The sequence below is a fragment of the Micromonospora sp. LOL_025 genome, assembly GCF_048060285.1.
Classification (GTDB): domain Bacteria; phylum Actinomycetota; class Actinomycetes; order Mycobacteriales; family Micromonosporaceae; genus Micromonospora.
Map to the genome: position 1 here is coordinate 123,655 of NZ_JBHMIR010000011.1, position 14,959 is coordinate 138,613.

Sequence of the window (14,959 nt, forward strand, 5' to 3'; positions counted from 1 at the left end):
AACTGCTGCTGCAAGAGATCTTGGCAGGTCCCGGCCCGTGGAAGGCCCACCGCCTGCCAAGATCTCTTGCCTTGTCCACAGGGGCAGCGCGCGGCGGTGCCGCGTGGGCAGGGTGGAGGGCGTGAGACCGCGCTTCACGCATTCCCTGGCGGCGCTGGGCCGGGCGCTGCCAGGCGACGACGCCGACGAGTTGAGCTGGCTGCTCTTCCGGCAGGACGAGGTGATCAGCCTCGACCAGGCGCTACGACACCTGTCCCACAAGGCGATCCGGCACCGGGTGACCAGCGGGCGGTGGCGACACGTCCACCGTGCCGTCTTCGTCGCCCACAACGGGCCGATCGGTCCCGCACAGCTTCGGTGGATCGCGGTGCTGGCCGCCGGGCCGGGCGCGATGCTCGGTGGGCTCACCGCCGCCCAGGCGGGAGGTCTGCGTGGCTTTCCCGACCTGGCGATCCACCTCCTGCTTCCGGCTGGCCGGCGGCGAGAGCTGCCGCAGCGGGTGGTGGCGCATCGAACGACCCATCTGCCGGAGCGGGACGTGCTCGCGGTCGGGCAGTCGCGTCGGACGACGCCCGCCCGCTCGGTCGTGGACGCGGCGCAGTGGGCGCGTACCGATGTGGAGGCCCGGGCGATCGTCGCGGCAGGCTTCCAGCAACGGATCGTGTGCGAGGAGGAGTTGCGCGAGGTCCTCGACCGGATGCCCCGGTTGCGTCGCCGGAAACTGATCCTGAGCGTCGCCACGGACGCGGCCGGGGGAGCGCACTCCCTGGCCGAGTTGGATTTCCTGAGCATGGCGCGCCGTGCCGGACTGCCCGAGCCCACCCGACAGAGGATCAGGTACGACGCCACCGGACGGCGCCGCTACCTCGACGCGTACTTCGAGGAGTGGAGGGTGCACGTCGAGATCGACGGCGGCCAGCATCTCGACCCGCGTGCCGCCTGAGCGACATGCGCGGCCAGAACGACCTGTGGGTCGAAGGAGACCGCGTCCTCCGCTTCCCGTCCTGGACTCTCCGCGCCCACCCCGCCGAGGTCATCGCCCAACTCCGCACGGCACTTCGCAGAGCGGGCTGGCGGGGCTGACGTCCGCCACGAGATCTTGGAAGCTGCCGTCCCCTGGAGGGGCCCTTCTTCGCCAAGATCGCGCCGAGTGCCTTTGCGCGGCGAGCAGCGCCGTCGCGCGGCAGCACCGACGGGGTCAGCCCAGGACTCGGGTCAGGTGGGGGTTGGTGAAGATCTGGTGCGGGTCCAGGCGGGCGCGCAGCGCCTGGAAGTCCGCCCAGCGGGGGTAGGCCGTCGCGAGCGACTCCGCGTCGCGCCAGTGCAGCTTGCCCCAGTGGGGCCGGCCGCCGAGGCTTGCGGCGACCTGCTCGAATGCCCGGAAGTACGGCTCGTACGGCATGCCGACGTACTGGTGGACGGCCACGTACGCCGACTCGCGCCCGTAGCCGTGGGAGAGCCAGATGTCGTCGGGGGCGGTGAAGCGCACCTCGGCCGGGAAGAGCACCTTGAACGGCAGCCCGTCGACGATCCGGCGCAGCGCGTCGAGCGCCTCGCGCAGGGCGTCGCGCGGCAGCGCGTACTCCATCTCCACGAAGCGGACCCGGCGCGGGGTGCAGAAGACCTGGTCGGAGCGGCCGGTGTAGCGGCGTTCGGTGAGGGCGCGGGCGGAGATGGCGCTGATGCGGGGGGCGAGCGCCGGCACGGTGCGGCCGAGGCGGCAGGCCGCCGCGAAGAGGGTGTTGGAGAGGAACTCGTCGTCCAGCCAGCCGCGCCACCGGGGCAGCGGCCGGTCGTCGGCGGCCACCCGGTCGTTGACCTTGACCTGCACGCGCTCGGTGTACGGGAACCAGTAGAACTCGACGTGGTCGTGCCCGTCGATCAGCGAGGGCAACTCGTCGAGCACGGCCGCCAGTGGCGCCGGCCGCTCGTGGGCGCGCAGCACGAAGGCGTCGACGCAGCGCAGGGTCACCTCGACGAGCACGCCGAGCGTGCCCAGCGACACCCGGGCGGCGGCGAAGACGTCGGGATGCTCGTCGGCGGAGCAGCGCAGCACCTCGCCGGTGCCGGTGACGAGGGTGAGCGCCTCGACGAACGTCGACAGGCAGCCGTACCCGGCGCCGGTGCCGTGGGTGCCGGTGGAGATCGCCCCGGCGATCGTCTGCGCGTCGATGTCGCCCAGATTGGGTAGGGCCAGGCCGTGTGCGGCGAGCAGTTCGTTGAGTGCGCGCAGGGTGATCCCGGCCGGTACGGTGACCAGTCGGCGATCGACGTCGACGCGTACCCCGGTGTCCAGGTCGGTCAGTTCCATGCGTCGTCCGTCGGTGACCGCGACGCCGGTGAAGGAGTGGCCGCTGCCCACCGCCCTGATCCGGTCCCCGGTCGTCGCGGCGACGCGGACGGCCTCGGTGACGTCGGCGAGGGAAGTGGGGCGCAGGATGGCGGTGGCGTTGGCGCGTTGGTTGCCGGCCCAGTTGGACCAGGCTGTCAGGGTTGGCGGTGCGGTACCGGCCATGCGCACTCCTCGACATGAATGTGAAGTGACTTCATATCAGCAACGTTGTCGCAGGTAAATACCGCAATCGAGGTTTGCTCGTTGTACCGGTAGTCACGAACCCGTGACGTGCAGATATGTTCATCCGTCGAAGGGGGGTGGCGAGTGTCCACACCAGCCGCCACAGCCGGGCCGCTGCGCCGCGTACCGGTGCAGGGTCGAAGTGTCGCACGGGTCCAGCGGATGCTGGACGCCTGTGCAGAACTCGTCGACGAGGTGGGGTACGAGGGTCTGACCACGACCCTGCTCGCCGAGCGTGCCGAGGTGGCGATCGGGTCGGTCTACCAGTTCTTCCCGGACAAGCGGGCGATCGTGCAGGCGCTTACCCTGCGCACGATGGAGTCCTACCTCCAGCGGCTCGACGAGCGGTTCGCCTCCGACGACCTGACCCACTGGTGGGACGGGGTCGACGCGGGCATCGACGAGTACATCACGATGCACCGCACCGTTCCGGGATTCCGTACCCTGCACTTCGGCGACGTGGTCGACCTGCACCTGCTCGACGAGCAGCGGGACAACAACGGGGTGATCGCGGACCAGTTGGCCCGCGTGCTCGCCGAGCGCTTCGGGCTGGACGTGCCCGACCTCCGGTTCCACCTGGAGATCGCCGTGGAGGCGGCCGACGCGCTGATCAAGCTGGCGTTCCGCCGGTTGCCCGAGGGCGACGACCGCGTCCTGGCCGAGGCGAAGGCGCTGATCCGGGAGTACCTGCACCGTCAGGTCGACGCCCCGGCCGGCGCCGACCAGCCCGGCTGACCGGGACCGCGCCGGCGCCCGGGGCCGGGCGGCGGCCGGGGTGCGAACGGCCCGGGGTGGCGGCCGGACAGGAAGAAGGTGGCCCGGGGTGCGCCGGGCCGGTGGATCAGAGGAAGGCATGGCCCTCGCCCCGGTAGGTGGGCACGGTGGCCACGACCGCATCCCCCTCGACCAGGTGCAACTCGTTGACGTGCTCGCACAGCTCGCCGGCCTTCGCGTGCCGGAACCACACCCGGTCGCCGACCCGCAGCGCGCCGGCCGCCGCGCCGGCCAGCGGGGTCTGCACCTCGCCGGCCCCTTCGGTGCCGATGAACTTCAGGCCCTCCGGCAGCCACGGCCGGGGCAGCCGGCTGTCCTCGGCCGGGCCGGAGGCGATCCAGCCGCCGCCGAGCACGGTGGCCAGGCCGGGCCCCGGGCGGCGGACCACCGCGCAGGCGAAGGACGCCGCCGGGGTGGGGCGCCAGGCGCGGTACGCGTCGAACAGCGTCGGCCCGTACAGGCCCGATCCCGCGGTGACCTCGGTGACCGCGGGGTCGGCGCTGGTCGCGGCCACGCTGCCGGTGCCGCCGCCGTTGACGAACTCCAGGTCGGCGTGTTCGCGTACGGCGGCCACCGCCGCGCCCCGGCGGGCCAGCAACTCGCGGTACGACCCGCGCTGGGCCAGCCGGATCGCGGAGCCGAGCACCGCCCGCCCGGGCGGTGCGTCGCCGAGGCCGGCGATCTGCGCCTCGTACGCCATCAGCCCGACCAGCCGGAAGCCCGCGCGGGCCGCCACGGTGGCGGCGAGCGCGCCGGCGGCCCGGGCGCTGTGCACCGGCGACCGGCGCACCCCGACGTGCACCCGCCCGCCCAGCGGTCGCCAGGAGGCGTCCAGGTCGAGGCAGACCCGCAGCTCGGGGCGGCGCCCGGGCGGGCACACGGCGTCGACGAGGTCGAGCTGGTCGGTGCCGTCGATCATCAGCGTGACGGCCCCGGCGAGGGCCGGGTCGGCGGCGAGCGCGGCGAGCGCCCCCCGGTCGGCCGTGGGGTACGCCACCAGCGCGTCGTCGGTCACGCCGGCGCGGACCAGCCAGATCGCCTCGGGCAGGGTGAAGGCCATCACGCCCCGCCAGCCGGGTCGCGCCAGCGCCCGGCCGATCAGGTCCCGGGCGCGGACGGACTTGCTGGCGATCCGGACCGGCTTGCCGTCGGCACGTTCGGCCAGCGCGGCGGCGTTGCCGTCGAAGGCCGCGAGGTCCACGACGGCGTACGGCGGGTCGAGGTGCGCGGTCGCCCGGTCGAGGCACTCACGAAGTTTGTCGCTTTCGATGGCCACGTGTGCACGCTAACTGTCTGGGAGGCAATGCGAAATACCCTCGCGTCTGTCCGGGCTGCGGGCGGTGGTCGCGGCGGCCTAGGCTCGGCGAACAGGAGAATGTCGCGGCGGGGTGGGTCCCCGCCGGGTCTAGAGTGTTCCACCGGGACTGCCCAGCGATGGGCCGGCACGTGGAGGTACGGCCATCGAAAGCCAGTTCAACGGCGAGTCGCCCGGCGTGTCGTCGTCCTCGTCCAAGCCCGGGGGCACCGCCGAGAAGCCCGGCGCGGACCACTCCGGTTACGCCGCCATCCGCTCGGTGCTGCGGATCACCCCGTTCCGCCGGCTCTGGATCGTGCTCGGCGCGGCCTCCTTCGGCGACTGGTTCGGCCTGCTCGCCACGTCGGTCTTCGCCGCCTCCCAGGTCGAGGGGAGCACCGCCCAGGGCGCCGCCTTCGGTGGCGTGATCGCCATCCGGCTGCTGCCGGCGCTGGTGCTCGGCCCGATCGCCGGCGTGTTCGCCGACCGCTTCGACCGGCGCTGGACCATGGTCATCTGCGACGTGTTGCGGTTCCTGCTCTTCGCCTCGATCCCGCTGGTCGCGTTGCTCGGGGCGAGCGGGCCCGTCGTGGTCGGCTGGGCGGCGATCGCCACCTTCCTGATCGAGTCGATCACGCTGCTGTGGATCCCGGCCAAGGAGGCCGCGGTCCCCAACCTGATCCCGCGCGCCCGGCTGGAGGCCGCCAACCAGCTCACGCTGATCACCACGTACGGCCTCACGCCGGTCCTCGCCGCCCTGGTCCTCGCCGCGCTCGACGGCATCGTGCGCGCGGCCACCGGGGGCTCGACGCCGGACTGGGCCGCGCCGGCCGACCTGGCGCTCTGGTTCAACGCGTTCTCCCGGCTGGCCACCGCGCTGGTGGTGGCGTACGGCATCAAGGAGATCAGCCAGGGGCAGTCCGCCGAGCGGGAGGGCACCGAGCAGAGCATGCTGCGCCAGTTCAAGGAGGGCTGGCGCTACATCGGCCAGACCCCGCTGGTCCGCGGCCTGGTGCTCGGCATCTTCGGCGCGTTCGCCGGTGGCGGCATCGTGATCGGCACCGCCAAGTTCTTCGCCACCTCGCTCGGCGCCGGTGACGCCGCCTTCTACCTGCTCTTCGGCGCCATCTTCATCGGCCTCGCGCTGGGCATCGGGCTCGGCCCGATGATCGTCAAGGACATGTCCCGGCGGCGCTGGTTCGGCATGAGCATCGTGCTGGCCAGCGCCTCGGTGATGGCCCTGGCCTTCGCCATCCACCTCTCCATGGCGATGGTCGGCGCGATCCTGGTCGGCGCGGGCGCCGGCATGGCCTTCCTCTCCGGCACCACCCTGCTCGGCGGGGAGATCGCCGACGAGGTGCGCGGCCGGGTCTTCGCGGTGGTGCAGATCGGCACCCGGCTGGTGCTGATCCTCGCGATCGGCCTCAGCAGCCTGCTGGCCGGCGTCGGCGGCTCGCGCCGGCTGGAGCTGGCGGACCTGGGCATCTCGATCTCGTCCACCCGACTGCTGCTGCTCGCCGCCGGCGCCGCCGGCATCTTCGCCGGGATCAGCGCGTTCGGGCAGATGGACGACAAGAAGGGCGTTCCCGTCCTGGCCGACCTCTGGGGCTCGATCCGGGGCCGCCCGCTGATGCCGGCCGAGCCGTTCGTCTCCGCCGGCCTCTTCGTGGTCTTCGAGGGCGGCGAGGGCGCCGGCAAGTCCACCCAGCTCACCGCGCTCGCCGAGCGGCTGCGCGGGCAGGGGCGTGACGTGGTGGTGACCCGCGAGCCGGGCGCCACCGCCGTCGGCGAGCGGATCCGGTCGCTGCTGCTCGGCGCGCCCGGCTCCGACGTGCCGTCGCCGCGCGCCGAGGCGCTGCTCTACGCCGCCGACCGGGCGCACCACGTGGCCACCGTCGTCCGGCCGGCGCTCGTCCGGGGCGCGGTGGTGATCAGCGACCGGTACGTCGACTCGTCCCTGGCGTACCAGGGGGCGGGGCGGACGCTCCCCGTCGACGAGGTCTCCTGGCTCTCGTCGTGGGCCACCGGCGGGCTCAAGCCCGACCTGGTGGTGCTGCTGGACGTCGAGCCGAACACCGGCCTGGCCCGGGTGGCGGCGCGCGCCGAGGCGGCCGACCACCTGGAGGCCGAGTCCGTCGCCTTCCACGAGCGGGTCCGGTACGCCTTCCTCGACCTCGCCGCCGCCGACCCGAAGCGCTACCTGGTGCTCGACGCGTCCCGCCCGGTCGAGGAGATCGCCGGCCAGGTGGCCCGGCGGGTCGAGGAGATGTTCGGCACCCCCGGCGGCATCGTGCACCCGCGCCCCGCGCACGGGCCGGACACCTCGGTGCAGCCGGAGTTATCCGAATCGGAGCTGGTACCGATGGAGCGCCGGACCTGATGCCCGACGTCTTCGCCGACCTGGTCGGGCAGGACGAGGCGGTCGACACGCTGCGCCGCGCCGCCGCCGCGGCGTCCGCCGTGCTGCGCACCGCCGCCGTCCCGCCCACGACCGACGCCGCCGGGGACGGGTTCGACGCGCTCGCCGAGGAGTCCGACGGCGGTCAGCCGGCGGCCGCCGTCGACGCGGGGGCGGGAATGACGCACGCCTGGATCTTCACCGGGCCGCCCGGGTCGGGCCGGTCGGTGGCGGCGCGGGCCTTCGCCGCCGCCCTCCAGTGCGCGTACGGCACCGGCTGCGGCGAGTGCCCCGGCTGCCACACCACGATGACCGGCACCCACGCCGACGTCCGGATGGTGGTGCCGGAGGGGCTCTCCATCGGCGTCAACGAGATGCGGGCGCTGGTGCTGCGCGCCGCCAGCACCCCGTCGGGCGGGCGCTGGCAGGTGGTGGTGATCGAGGACGCGGACCGGCTCACCGAGGCGGCCGGCAACGCGCTGCTCAAGGCCATCGAGGAGCCGCCGCCGCGGACGGTCTTCCTGCTCTGCGCCCCGTCCACCCACCCGGACGACATCTCGGTGACCATCCGGTCGCGCTGCCGGGTCGTACCGCTGGCGCAGCCCGCGCCCGAGGCGGTGGCCGAGGTGCTCGTCCGCCGCGACGGCGTCGCGCCCGACGTGGCGCGGTGGGCGGCGGCGGCCGCGCAGGGGCACGTGGGGCGGGCCCGCCGGCTGGCCCGCGACCCGGAGGCGCGCAAGCGCCGGGAGGCCGTGCTCGCCGTGCCGCGCCGGCTGACCGGCGTGGGTGCCGCGTTCGACGCGGCGTCGGCGCTGATCGAGGCGGCCGAGGCGGAGGCCGAGGCGTCCGTCGCGGAGGCCGACGCGGCCGAGCGGGCGGCGCTGGAGACCGCGCTCGGCGCCGGCGGCACCGGGCGGGGGGCGGCCGGCGCGATGCGGGGCGCCGCCGGGCAGCTCAAGGACCTGGAGAAGCGGCAGAGGTCCCGGGCCACCCGGGCGCAGCGGGACGCGCTGGACCGGGCGCTGGTCGACCTGGCCGGCTTCTACCGCGACGCGCTCACCATGGCGCTGCGCGCCCCCGTGGCGCCGGTGCACACGGACACCGCCGCGCTGGCCGGGGCGGGCGCGCAGAAGTGGGACGCCGAGGGGGCGCTGCGCCGCCTGGAGGCGGTGCTGGAGTGCCGGGCGGCGATCGAGGCGAACGTCAAGCCCCGGATCGCCGTCGAGGCGATGATGCTCTCGCTCTGGAAGGGCTGAGCCCGCCGACCGGCCCGCCCGAGCCGGGCCTTCGGTGGTCGCTCCACCCCATGGAGGTCCCCCCGGCCGGACCCCTTGTCCACAGGCATCGACAGGCGCAATTGCTGTGCGGTACGGTCCGGTGTGCCGCGGTGACGGTGGCGGCACGCACAGTGATGACCTGGTCCGGGAGGAGTCCGCCGATGCCGCGGGGGGAGATCGACGAGGCCTGGATCGAGGAGGCGGTGCGGCGCTACCGCCGGATCGAGTCCCTCCAGACCGAGTTCGACCAGGCGGTGTCGACCGTCGAGGTCACCGTGCGATCGCCCGACGGGCTGGTCGAGGTGGTGGTCACCGCCGGCGGGCGGATCACCGACGTGCGCTTCCTGGGCCCGCTGCACACCCGCAACCCCCGCGACGTCGCCGGCTCGGTGCAGGCGGCGGTCACCGCGGCGGCCGACGCCGCCCAGTGGGCCCGGGAGAAGCTGCACAACGAGACGTTCGCCGCCTACCGGCCGCTGGCGGGAGCCTGAGATGGAGAGCCTGCGCGCCCTCGCCGCCCGGCTCGACGAGGCGAGCGAGACCATGACCGCCGTGTCCCGCACGGTCACCGCCGGCGATCCGGCGCAGGCCGCGTTCGGCGCCGACGCCCCCGGCCGGCCCGGCGAGATCGGGCGGGCCCTGCACCGGCAGTGGACGGCCGCCACCGGCGACCGGGCCCGGGAGGCGCACGTCGCCGCCCAACGGCTGGCCGCCGCCGCGGCGGCGGTGCGGGCCGCCGCCGACCACTACGCCGACGTCGACCGCGCCGCCCGCCACCGGCTGACCGGGGAGGCGTGATGGACGCGCTGGACCGGCTCGCCGAGCCCGGCCTCGACCTGCTCCGCCGGGTCGACACGGTGCTCGCCGCGGGGGCACCCGAGGGGCACCGTGTGTGGCCGCTGCTGCGCCGGATGCAGGTGCTCCCCGGCGAGGCCGTCCGGAACTTCCTCGACCTGCATCCGGCACCGTTGGCCGCCGCCGGCCACAGCGCGCGCCGCCTGATCCGGGGCTACGACGAGGCCTGCGCCGCGCTGACCGACCCAATGCTCTGGTCCGGCCCGGCCGCGTCGTCGTACGGGCAGGCCCGGGCGGCCCTGCTGCGCCACCTCGACGAGGGGCCGGAGAGCCTGGTCGGCCGGCTGGAGTCGACGGCCGGCTACGCCGACGCGCTCGCCGACTGGGTGGAGGGCAGCCGGCTCGCACTGGCCCGGGCGCTCGCCGACGTCCTCCGCTGCGCCGAGGCGGTGACCGTGGTCGCGGCGACGTCGATGCCGGCCGGCGGGCCGGGGCACCGGGCAGCGGCGGGTCCTGGCGGGACCGCGGCCGCCGAGATCGCCGCGCGCGTGCTGGCGGTGCTCTGCGTCGCGTACGACGGGGCCGAGACCCTGCTGCGCCAGTGGGCGCCGAGCCTCGCCGAGTCCCGCTGGCGGGCGCCGGTGGTCGACCGCCCCCGCTACGACACCCCCACCCGCGTCGGCTGGTGACGTGCCGGTGTGGACGTGCAGTAGTCGGTCGGCGACTGCCGACCCGGTCGTTCCGGTCCGCGCGTCGTAGGGTGTGAGGCATGGGCATGCTCTGCGCGGTCAGCTTCCAGCGGTACGGGCGCCTCTACTACCTGGACCCGGGCGAGCTGCGTCCCCAGGTCGGCGACAAGGTGCTGGTGCCCACCGACGACGGGCCCGAGGTGGCCGAGTGCGTGTGGGCGGCGCAGTGGGTCACCGAGGAGACCGAGGGCTTCCCCCGGCTGGCCGGCCTGGCCGGCGAGGAGGACCTGCGCCGCGACGAGACGGTGCGCCGCCGCAAGGCCGAGGCGAAGGTCGCGGCGAAGCGGCTGATCCGGGAGCACGCCCTGCCGATGAAGGTGGTGGCGATCGACCACGTGCTGGGGGCCGCCGAGGGCGGCGGCGAGCGGAGCACCATCTACTTCACGGCACCGCACCGGGTGGACTTCCGCGCGCTGGTCCGGGATCTCGGCGCCACCCTGCACTGCCGGGTGGAACTGCGCCAGCTCTCCGCCCGGGACTCGGCACGGGTGCAGGGCGGCATCGGCTCCTGCGGCCGGGACCTCTGCTGCGCCACCTTCCTCACCGACTTCGAGCCGGTCACCATCCGGATGGCGAAGGACCAGGACCTGCCGCTCAACCCGCTGCGCATCTCCGGCGCGTGCGGCCGGCTGATGTGCTGCCTGAAGTACGAGCACCCGCTCTACCAGCGGTTCCAGGAGTCCGCCCCGGCAGTGGGCAGTCGGGTGACCACCCCCGACGGCACCGGCCGGGTCGTGGGGCACAGCGTGCCACGCGATGCGGTGACCGTCCGCATGGACGCGGACGGCTCCCGGTGTTCCTGCTCGCGTGCTTCGGTCTGTGGTCCGCGCCAGGCCTACGAGAGCCGTCCGCCAGTCGGTCGCGGAAGCCGAGGAGAGGTGACCGGCCCCGCCTGACGGGCTGACGCGCACTCGACGTGAAAGAGGTCACCCTCCGCGTCGGGAGACGCGGAGGGCGACCAGGGTGCGGGGGAGAGGTCTACCGGACGTCGGTGAGGCCGTAGGCGCGGTCGATGGTCTGTACGACGCGGTTGCCCGAGCGGTCCCAGGCCTCGGTGCGTACGGAGACCGCCCCGGTGGTCTTCGCCAGCTTCGGGTGCACGACCAGCGCGTGGTAGCTGCCGCCGAGGCCCGGCACGACCACCGCCTGCTTCCAGGTGGCCCCGTCGTCGTACGACACCCAGGTACGCAGCCCGGCGATCCGAGGCGCGTTCGGCGCGGCGTGCGGCGTGACCTCGAACCGGTACGCCCGCCCGGCCTGCGCGGTGTCGGTGAGCGACAGGTCGAAGTCGTGCTCGAGCTGGATCAACGGCTGCCAGTCACACGCGCCCGTGCCGATGTTGATCAGCGCGGTGTAGCACTGCGCCGGCTCCCGTACCGTGCCGGTCGCGCCGGCCGAGCGGAACGTCCAGTCGGTGGCGATCCGCTTCGCCAGCGTCTGCCCGGAGAACCGGTCCTCGCGGACGGTCCGCAGCGTGTACTCGCCCGGCTCCGGAGACACCGTCCAGTGCAGGAAGTTCCCCCCGCGGCCCGGCGGCGGGTTCGGGGTGATCCGGGCGCCGTCCCGCTCGAGCGTTGCCTGCACCCGCCGCGTCCCGGAGACGGAGCTGGTCAGATCCGCCGCCGACGACGAGCGTTCGAGCAGGTAGATAGTGTCCCCGTCCCGGCACGACATGCAGGTGTGCTGCTGGGGCGGGTGGCTCGGCAGGGTGCCCAGCACGACCGGCGGCTGGTGGATCTTCTCCGTCCGTGACAGCGGCCGGGTGAACGTCCCGATGTGGTCGGTGCCGCGGCTGGCGCCGTCGGCCCGGTTGATCACCGTGAAGTACCGCGCCCAGAGGACGTCCGGGCCGGTGACGTTGTAGTACTCGGTGCGGGCGACCGGCACGTCGTAGTCGTGCGCGGCGTTGGCGCTGAAGGTCTGCCCGGGGACGTAGGTGTGGCTGACCTCGTGCGCGTTCGTCTGGTACTGCGGCGAGGGCACCTGGGCGTGCTGCTCGCTGCGCACCTGCACGAGGTCGCGGTGGCGGACGCTGTCGACCGGCTTCGCCGGCATCCGGTCGGCGGTGTGGTGCCGCAGCTTGTACTGGTACGGGCTGACGAGCTGCGCGTCGATGTCGACGTACGGCCGCTTCGCCCCGGCGATCACCTTCGCCACCTTCGCCCCCTGCGCGCCGTCGAGCCAGAGCAGCGGCAGCCGGGGCTTGACGATGTCGTACGGGGGGATCTGGGCGGGCAGGCCGATGTCGTCGCGGCCGACGAAGTACTGGAGCACGCCGGCCGCGCCGGCCTTCGCGGCCTGCTCGATCTCGTCGACGAACCAGCTGTTGGCCGGGCTGTCGAGCAGGATCAGTTTCCCCTTGACGTCCCGGCCGGCCAGCAGGTCGGCCCGGCTGGCGAGCTGGAGTCGCTGGTCGGTGGCGAACTTCGGCGCGAACTCGCTGTCGGTGAGGTAGGTCGGGTTCACCCGGAGCCGGCCGTTGCCGTGCACGGTGGTGATGGCCTCCGGCGCGGCGCGAAGCTGCTCGAACCAGGTCCCGTACTTGCCGATGGTCGGCTTGGCCCGGCTCGGTACGACGTGCGTCCGCCAGCTGTAGGCGTGGCCGGGTCCGGTGTACCACATGTTGGAGTAGGTCAGACCGGACGCCGTGGAGAAGGTGCTGCCCATGGCGAGGTGCACCGCCTCGCTCGGCAGCGGCGTGTCGATCTTCTCGACCTCCACCAGGTCGCGGGCGAGGTCGTACTCCAGGGTGGCGTTGCCGCTGATCGTGTACTGCGGGTTCTCCAGCCACGCCTGGTGGCGGAACGCCTCGGTGTCACCCCAGTAGGCGCCCCAGCAGCTCACGTGGTATTCGCCGTCCGGGACGTACCCGACGCCCTGGATGACGTTCTGGCCCGGCACACCACCCATCATGACCAGGTAGGACGTGTCGTCCCGGAGGTTGCGGAAGTCGCAGGGGGCGTTGCCCATCGCGATGGGGTCACCGGGCACGCCGACGATGCGGGTGGTGATCGTGCGCATCGGCGGCTGCCGGATCAGCCCGACCGCGAGGGTCAGCCGGGTCCCGGTGGCCTCGTCGGTGGCCACGAGCGAACCGGTGTAGCTGCCGATCTCCAGCTCGGCGGCGTCGAGCGAGACGGTGACCTCCCCGGTGCCGCCGGCCGGCACGGTGACCGAGGCGGGGGTGTTCAGGGCGCCGGTGGCGTCGCCACCGGAGATCCGGCGCAGGGTCGGGGTCAGGGTCAGGGTGACCGGCTGCGCGGTGGGGTTGTGGTAGCTGACCTGCCGGTCGAGCCGGGGGTCGGTGTTCGGGGAGACGGTGCCGAAGTCGACGTTGACGGTGCCGGTGGTGACCTGCTGACGCACCGCGCGGGCCAGGTCGAGCCGGCCGGCGCCCTGCTCGTAGGCGGTGTGGCCGGCGTCCTTGCTGGTGCCGATCAGCGTCGGCTTGAGCTGGGCGGCGGTCCAGTCCGGGTGCTGCTGGGCCAGCACGGCCGCCGCGCCCGCCACGTGCGGGGTGGCCATGGAGGTGCCGTTCGCCGAGGTGTACCGGTCGTCGACCGGGGTGCCCATCGAGGTGCCGGCGGCGCGGGCCGCGACGATCCCCACGCCGGGCGCGGAGATGTCCGGCTTGATCGCCCGGTCACCGACCCGGGGGCCCCGGCTGGAGAAGTCGGCGAGCTGGTCGGTCTTGGAGGTCGCGCCCACGGTCAGCGCCGCGTCGGCGGCGCCCGGGGCGCCGACCGTGTTCTCCCGGCCGGAGTTGCCCGCGGCGATGACGAACAGGGTGCCCGTCTCGGCGGTCAACCGGTTCACCGCCTGGCTCGCCGGGTCGGTGCCGTCGGTGGGCTCGCCGCCGAGGCTCATGCTGACGACCTTCGCGCCGCTGGTGGCGGCCCACTCCATCGCGTCGATGATCCACGACATGTCGCCGTTGCCGCCGTCGTTGAGCACCTTCGCGACGAGCAGGTCCGCGCCGGGGGCGACGCCCTTGCGCGCGCCGCCCGAGCCGGCGCCCGACCCGGCGATGGTGGCCGCGACGTGGGTGCCGTGGCCGTGCCCGTCCGTCACCGACTCGACGCCCGGCACGAAGCTCTTCGAGCCCACGACCTTGCCCCGCACATCCGGGTGGTCGGCGTCGATGCCGGTGTCGAGCACCGCCACCTTCACCCCGCTGCCGTCGAGCCCGGCGGCCCACGCCTGCGGCGCGCCGATCAGGGGCACGCTCTCGGCGAGGTCGACCTTGACCTTCTGGTCCAGCCACACCTTGCCGACCCCGGAGGCCAACGACGGTCCGGTGCTCCTCGCCGCCGGTCCACGGGCAGCGGCGGCCCGGTCGGCGCCGCCGGTCAGCGCGGTCCAGAAGTCACCGACCCGGGCCTTGTCCACGGACAACCCGGCGCCGGCCACGCTGGGCAGGTCGCGTCGCACGGTGGCGCCGGGCAGCGCCGCCGGGGAGGCAGCGCGCGCCCTCGTACCCGTGCCGTAGCTCACGATCACCGGCATCGACTGGGCGGCGTCGTCGCCGTAGCCGTTGCGGGCCAGGTACCGCACGTCGAACAGTTCCTGGTCCAGCAGGCCCCGGGCCACCAGATCCTGTGCGGACTGGGGGATGACGTAGACCCCGGTCGGGTCCGAGTAGGAACGGAACGCGTCCGTCGCGGCGGGGCCGTCGGGTGAGCTGATCACCGTGGCGCTGCTCCGGCCGTCCGCCCCTTCCGCGTACCGCACCCGGTGGCCGGTGATCAGGGTGACGGTCGCCTCGAGGCCGTCGCCGGTCGCGGTGGTCACGGTGGCCGTGGCGGTCGGGTTCGGCCCCGGTTCGCCCACCGTCGGTGCGGCGGTCACCGGTGCCGGGACGCCGACGGTGGCGACGGCCACCGCGACGGCGAGGCCGCAGGCGACCCCGCCACGCCGTGATCGCCGTGGGATCAGGCTCGACATGAATATTCCTCTCCGAGGGGTGTACGCAGGGGGAACGGATGCGTCCCGTGGAGCTTCGCAGCGGGTCAGGCGTCACGGAAGCTGTCCGTCTGCCTGGTTCACGCCACTGGCGTGAATGGGGCACCATCCGAAGGGGATCTGCGTCTACGCAGG

Annotated in this window: 11 protein-coding genes; 8 read left to right on the forward strand and 3 right to left on the reverse strand. The window is 73.9% G+C overall.

The features are described 5' to 3' along the window. Positions 1-121 precede the first annotated feature (121 nt). Entirely contained in the window at positions 122-943 is an 822-nt protein-coding gene (locus ACFHW0_RS16655; RefSeq protein WP_416608621.1) for a hypothetical protein, read from the forward strand. Positions 944-1,198: 255 nt separating this feature from the next. Here the strand turns inward: ACFHW0_RS16655 and ACFHW0_RS16660 are convergent, their stop codons facing one another. Then, entirely contained in the window at positions 1,199-2,515 is a 1,317-nt protein-coding gene (locus ACFHW0_RS16660) for a D-arabinono-1,4-lactone oxidase (RefSeq protein ID WP_416608623.1), read from the reverse strand. A 222-nt stretch (positions 2,516-2,737) separates the two neighbouring features. On the opposite strand from ACFHW0_RS16660, the gene ACFHW0_RS16665 reads away from it, so the two are divergent. Further along, positions 2,738-3,310, forward strand: a complete 573-nt coding sequence (locus ACFHW0_RS16665; RefSeq protein ID WP_366641154.1) for a TetR/AcrR family transcriptional regulator — start codon at positions 2,738-2,740, stop codon at positions 3,308-3,310. A gap of 106 nt (positions 3,311-3,416) precedes the next feature. On the opposite strand, the gene ACFHW0_RS16670 is transcribed toward ACFHW0_RS16665, so the two are convergent. After that, the gene (locus tag ACFHW0_RS16670) at positions 3,417-4,625 is read right to left on the reverse strand and encodes an alanine racemase (protein ID WP_416608625.1); all 1,209 of its coding nucleotides are present in this window, start codon (positions 4,623-4,625) and stop codon (positions 3,417-3,419) included. Between the two features lie 334 nt (positions 4,626-4,959). Between ACFHW0_RS16670 and tmk the strand changes: the two genes are divergently transcribed. The 6 genes from tmk (at position 4,960) to ACFHW0_RS16700 (ending at position 10,758) form a co-directional block, all read left to right on the forward strand. Continuing rightward, positions 4,960-7,023: a dTMP kinase gene (gene tmk, locus ACFHW0_RS16675; protein WP_416608760.1), complete on the forward strand. Its 2,064-nt coding sequence runs from the start codon at positions 4,960-4,962 to the stop codon at positions 7,021-7,023. After that, positions 7,023-8,297, forward strand: coding sequence for a DNA polymerase III subunit delta' (locus ACFHW0_RS16680; RefSeq protein ID WP_416608627.1), 1,275 nt, complete (start codon positions 7,023-7,025; stop codon positions 8,295-8,297). The genes tmk and ACFHW0_RS16680 overlap by 1 nt, the downstream gene beginning before the upstream one ends. Positions 8,298-8,479: 182 nt before the next feature. After that, the gene (locus tag ACFHW0_RS16685; RefSeq protein ID WP_121397041.1) at positions 8,480-8,809 is read left to right on the forward strand and encodes a YbaB/EbfC family nucleoid-associated protein; all 330 of its coding nucleotides are present in this window, start codon (positions 8,480-8,482) and stop codon (positions 8,807-8,809) included. A gap of 1 nt (position 8,810) precedes the next feature. Beyond that, entirely contained in the window at positions 8,811-9,116 is a 306-nt protein-coding gene (locus tag ACFHW0_RS16690) for a hypothetical protein (protein ID WP_416608629.1), read from the forward strand. Continuing rightward, a complete protein-coding gene (locus tag ACFHW0_RS16695; RefSeq protein ID WP_416608631.1) occupies positions 9,116-9,802 on the forward strand; it encodes a hypothetical protein in 687 nt (228 codons plus the stop codon). Before ACFHW0_RS16690 ends, ACFHW0_RS16695 begins: the two co-directional genes overlap by 1 nt. Before the next feature lie 80 nt (positions 9,803-9,882). Further along, positions 9,883-10,758 carry a PSP1 domain-containing protein gene (locus tag ACFHW0_RS16700; RefSeq protein ID WP_416608633.1) on the forward strand — a complete coding sequence of 292 codons (876 nt, stop codon included), beginning with the start codon at positions 9,883-9,885 and terminating at the stop codon, positions 10,756-10,758. A gap of 82 nt (positions 10,759-10,840) precedes the next feature. On the opposite strand, the gene ACFHW0_RS16705 is transcribed toward ACFHW0_RS16700, so the two are convergent. Then, positions 10,841-14,806, reverse strand: coding sequence for a S8 family peptidase (locus ACFHW0_RS16705; RefSeq protein ID WP_416608635.1), 3,966 nt, complete (start codon positions 14,804-14,806; stop codon positions 10,841-10,843). Positions 14,807-14,959: the final 153 nt, after the last annotated feature.

Excerpts from the sequence above, each read along its gene's own strand:
- ACFHW0_RS16700 (WP_416608633.1), top strand. The coding sequence starts at position 9,883 with ATGGGCATGCTCTGCGCGGTCAGCTTCCAGCGGTACGGGCGCCTCTAC.
- ACFHW0_RS16660 (WP_416608623.1), bottom strand. The coding sequence starts at position 2,515 with ATGGCCGGTACCGCACCGCCAACCCTGACAGCCTGGTCCAACTGGGCC.
- ACFHW0_RS16680 (WP_416608627.1), top strand. The coding sequence starts at position 7,023 with ATGCCCGACGTCTTCGCCGACCTGGTCGGGCAGGACGAGGCGGTCGAC.
- ACFHW0_RS16685 (WP_121397041.1), top strand. The coding sequence starts at position 8,480 with ATGCCGCGGGGGGAGATCGACGAGGCCTGGATCGAGGAGGCGGTGCGG.
- ACFHW0_RS16690 (WP_416608629.1), top strand. The coding sequence starts at position 8,811 with ATGGAGAGCCTGCGCGCCCTCGCCGCCCGGCTCGACGAGGCGAGCGAG.
- ACFHW0_RS16695 (WP_416608631.1), top strand. The coding sequence starts at position 9,116 with ATGGACGCGCTGGACCGGCTCGCCGAGCCCGGCCTCGACCTGCTCCGC.
- ACFHW0_RS16665 (WP_366641154.1), top strand. The coding sequence starts at position 2,738 with ATGCTGGACGCCTGTGCAGAACTCGTCGACGAGGTGGGGTACGAGGGT.
- ACFHW0_RS16705 (WP_416608635.1), bottom strand. The coding sequence starts at position 14,806 with ATGTCGAGCCTGATCCCACGGCGATCACGGCGTGGCGGGGTCGCCTGC.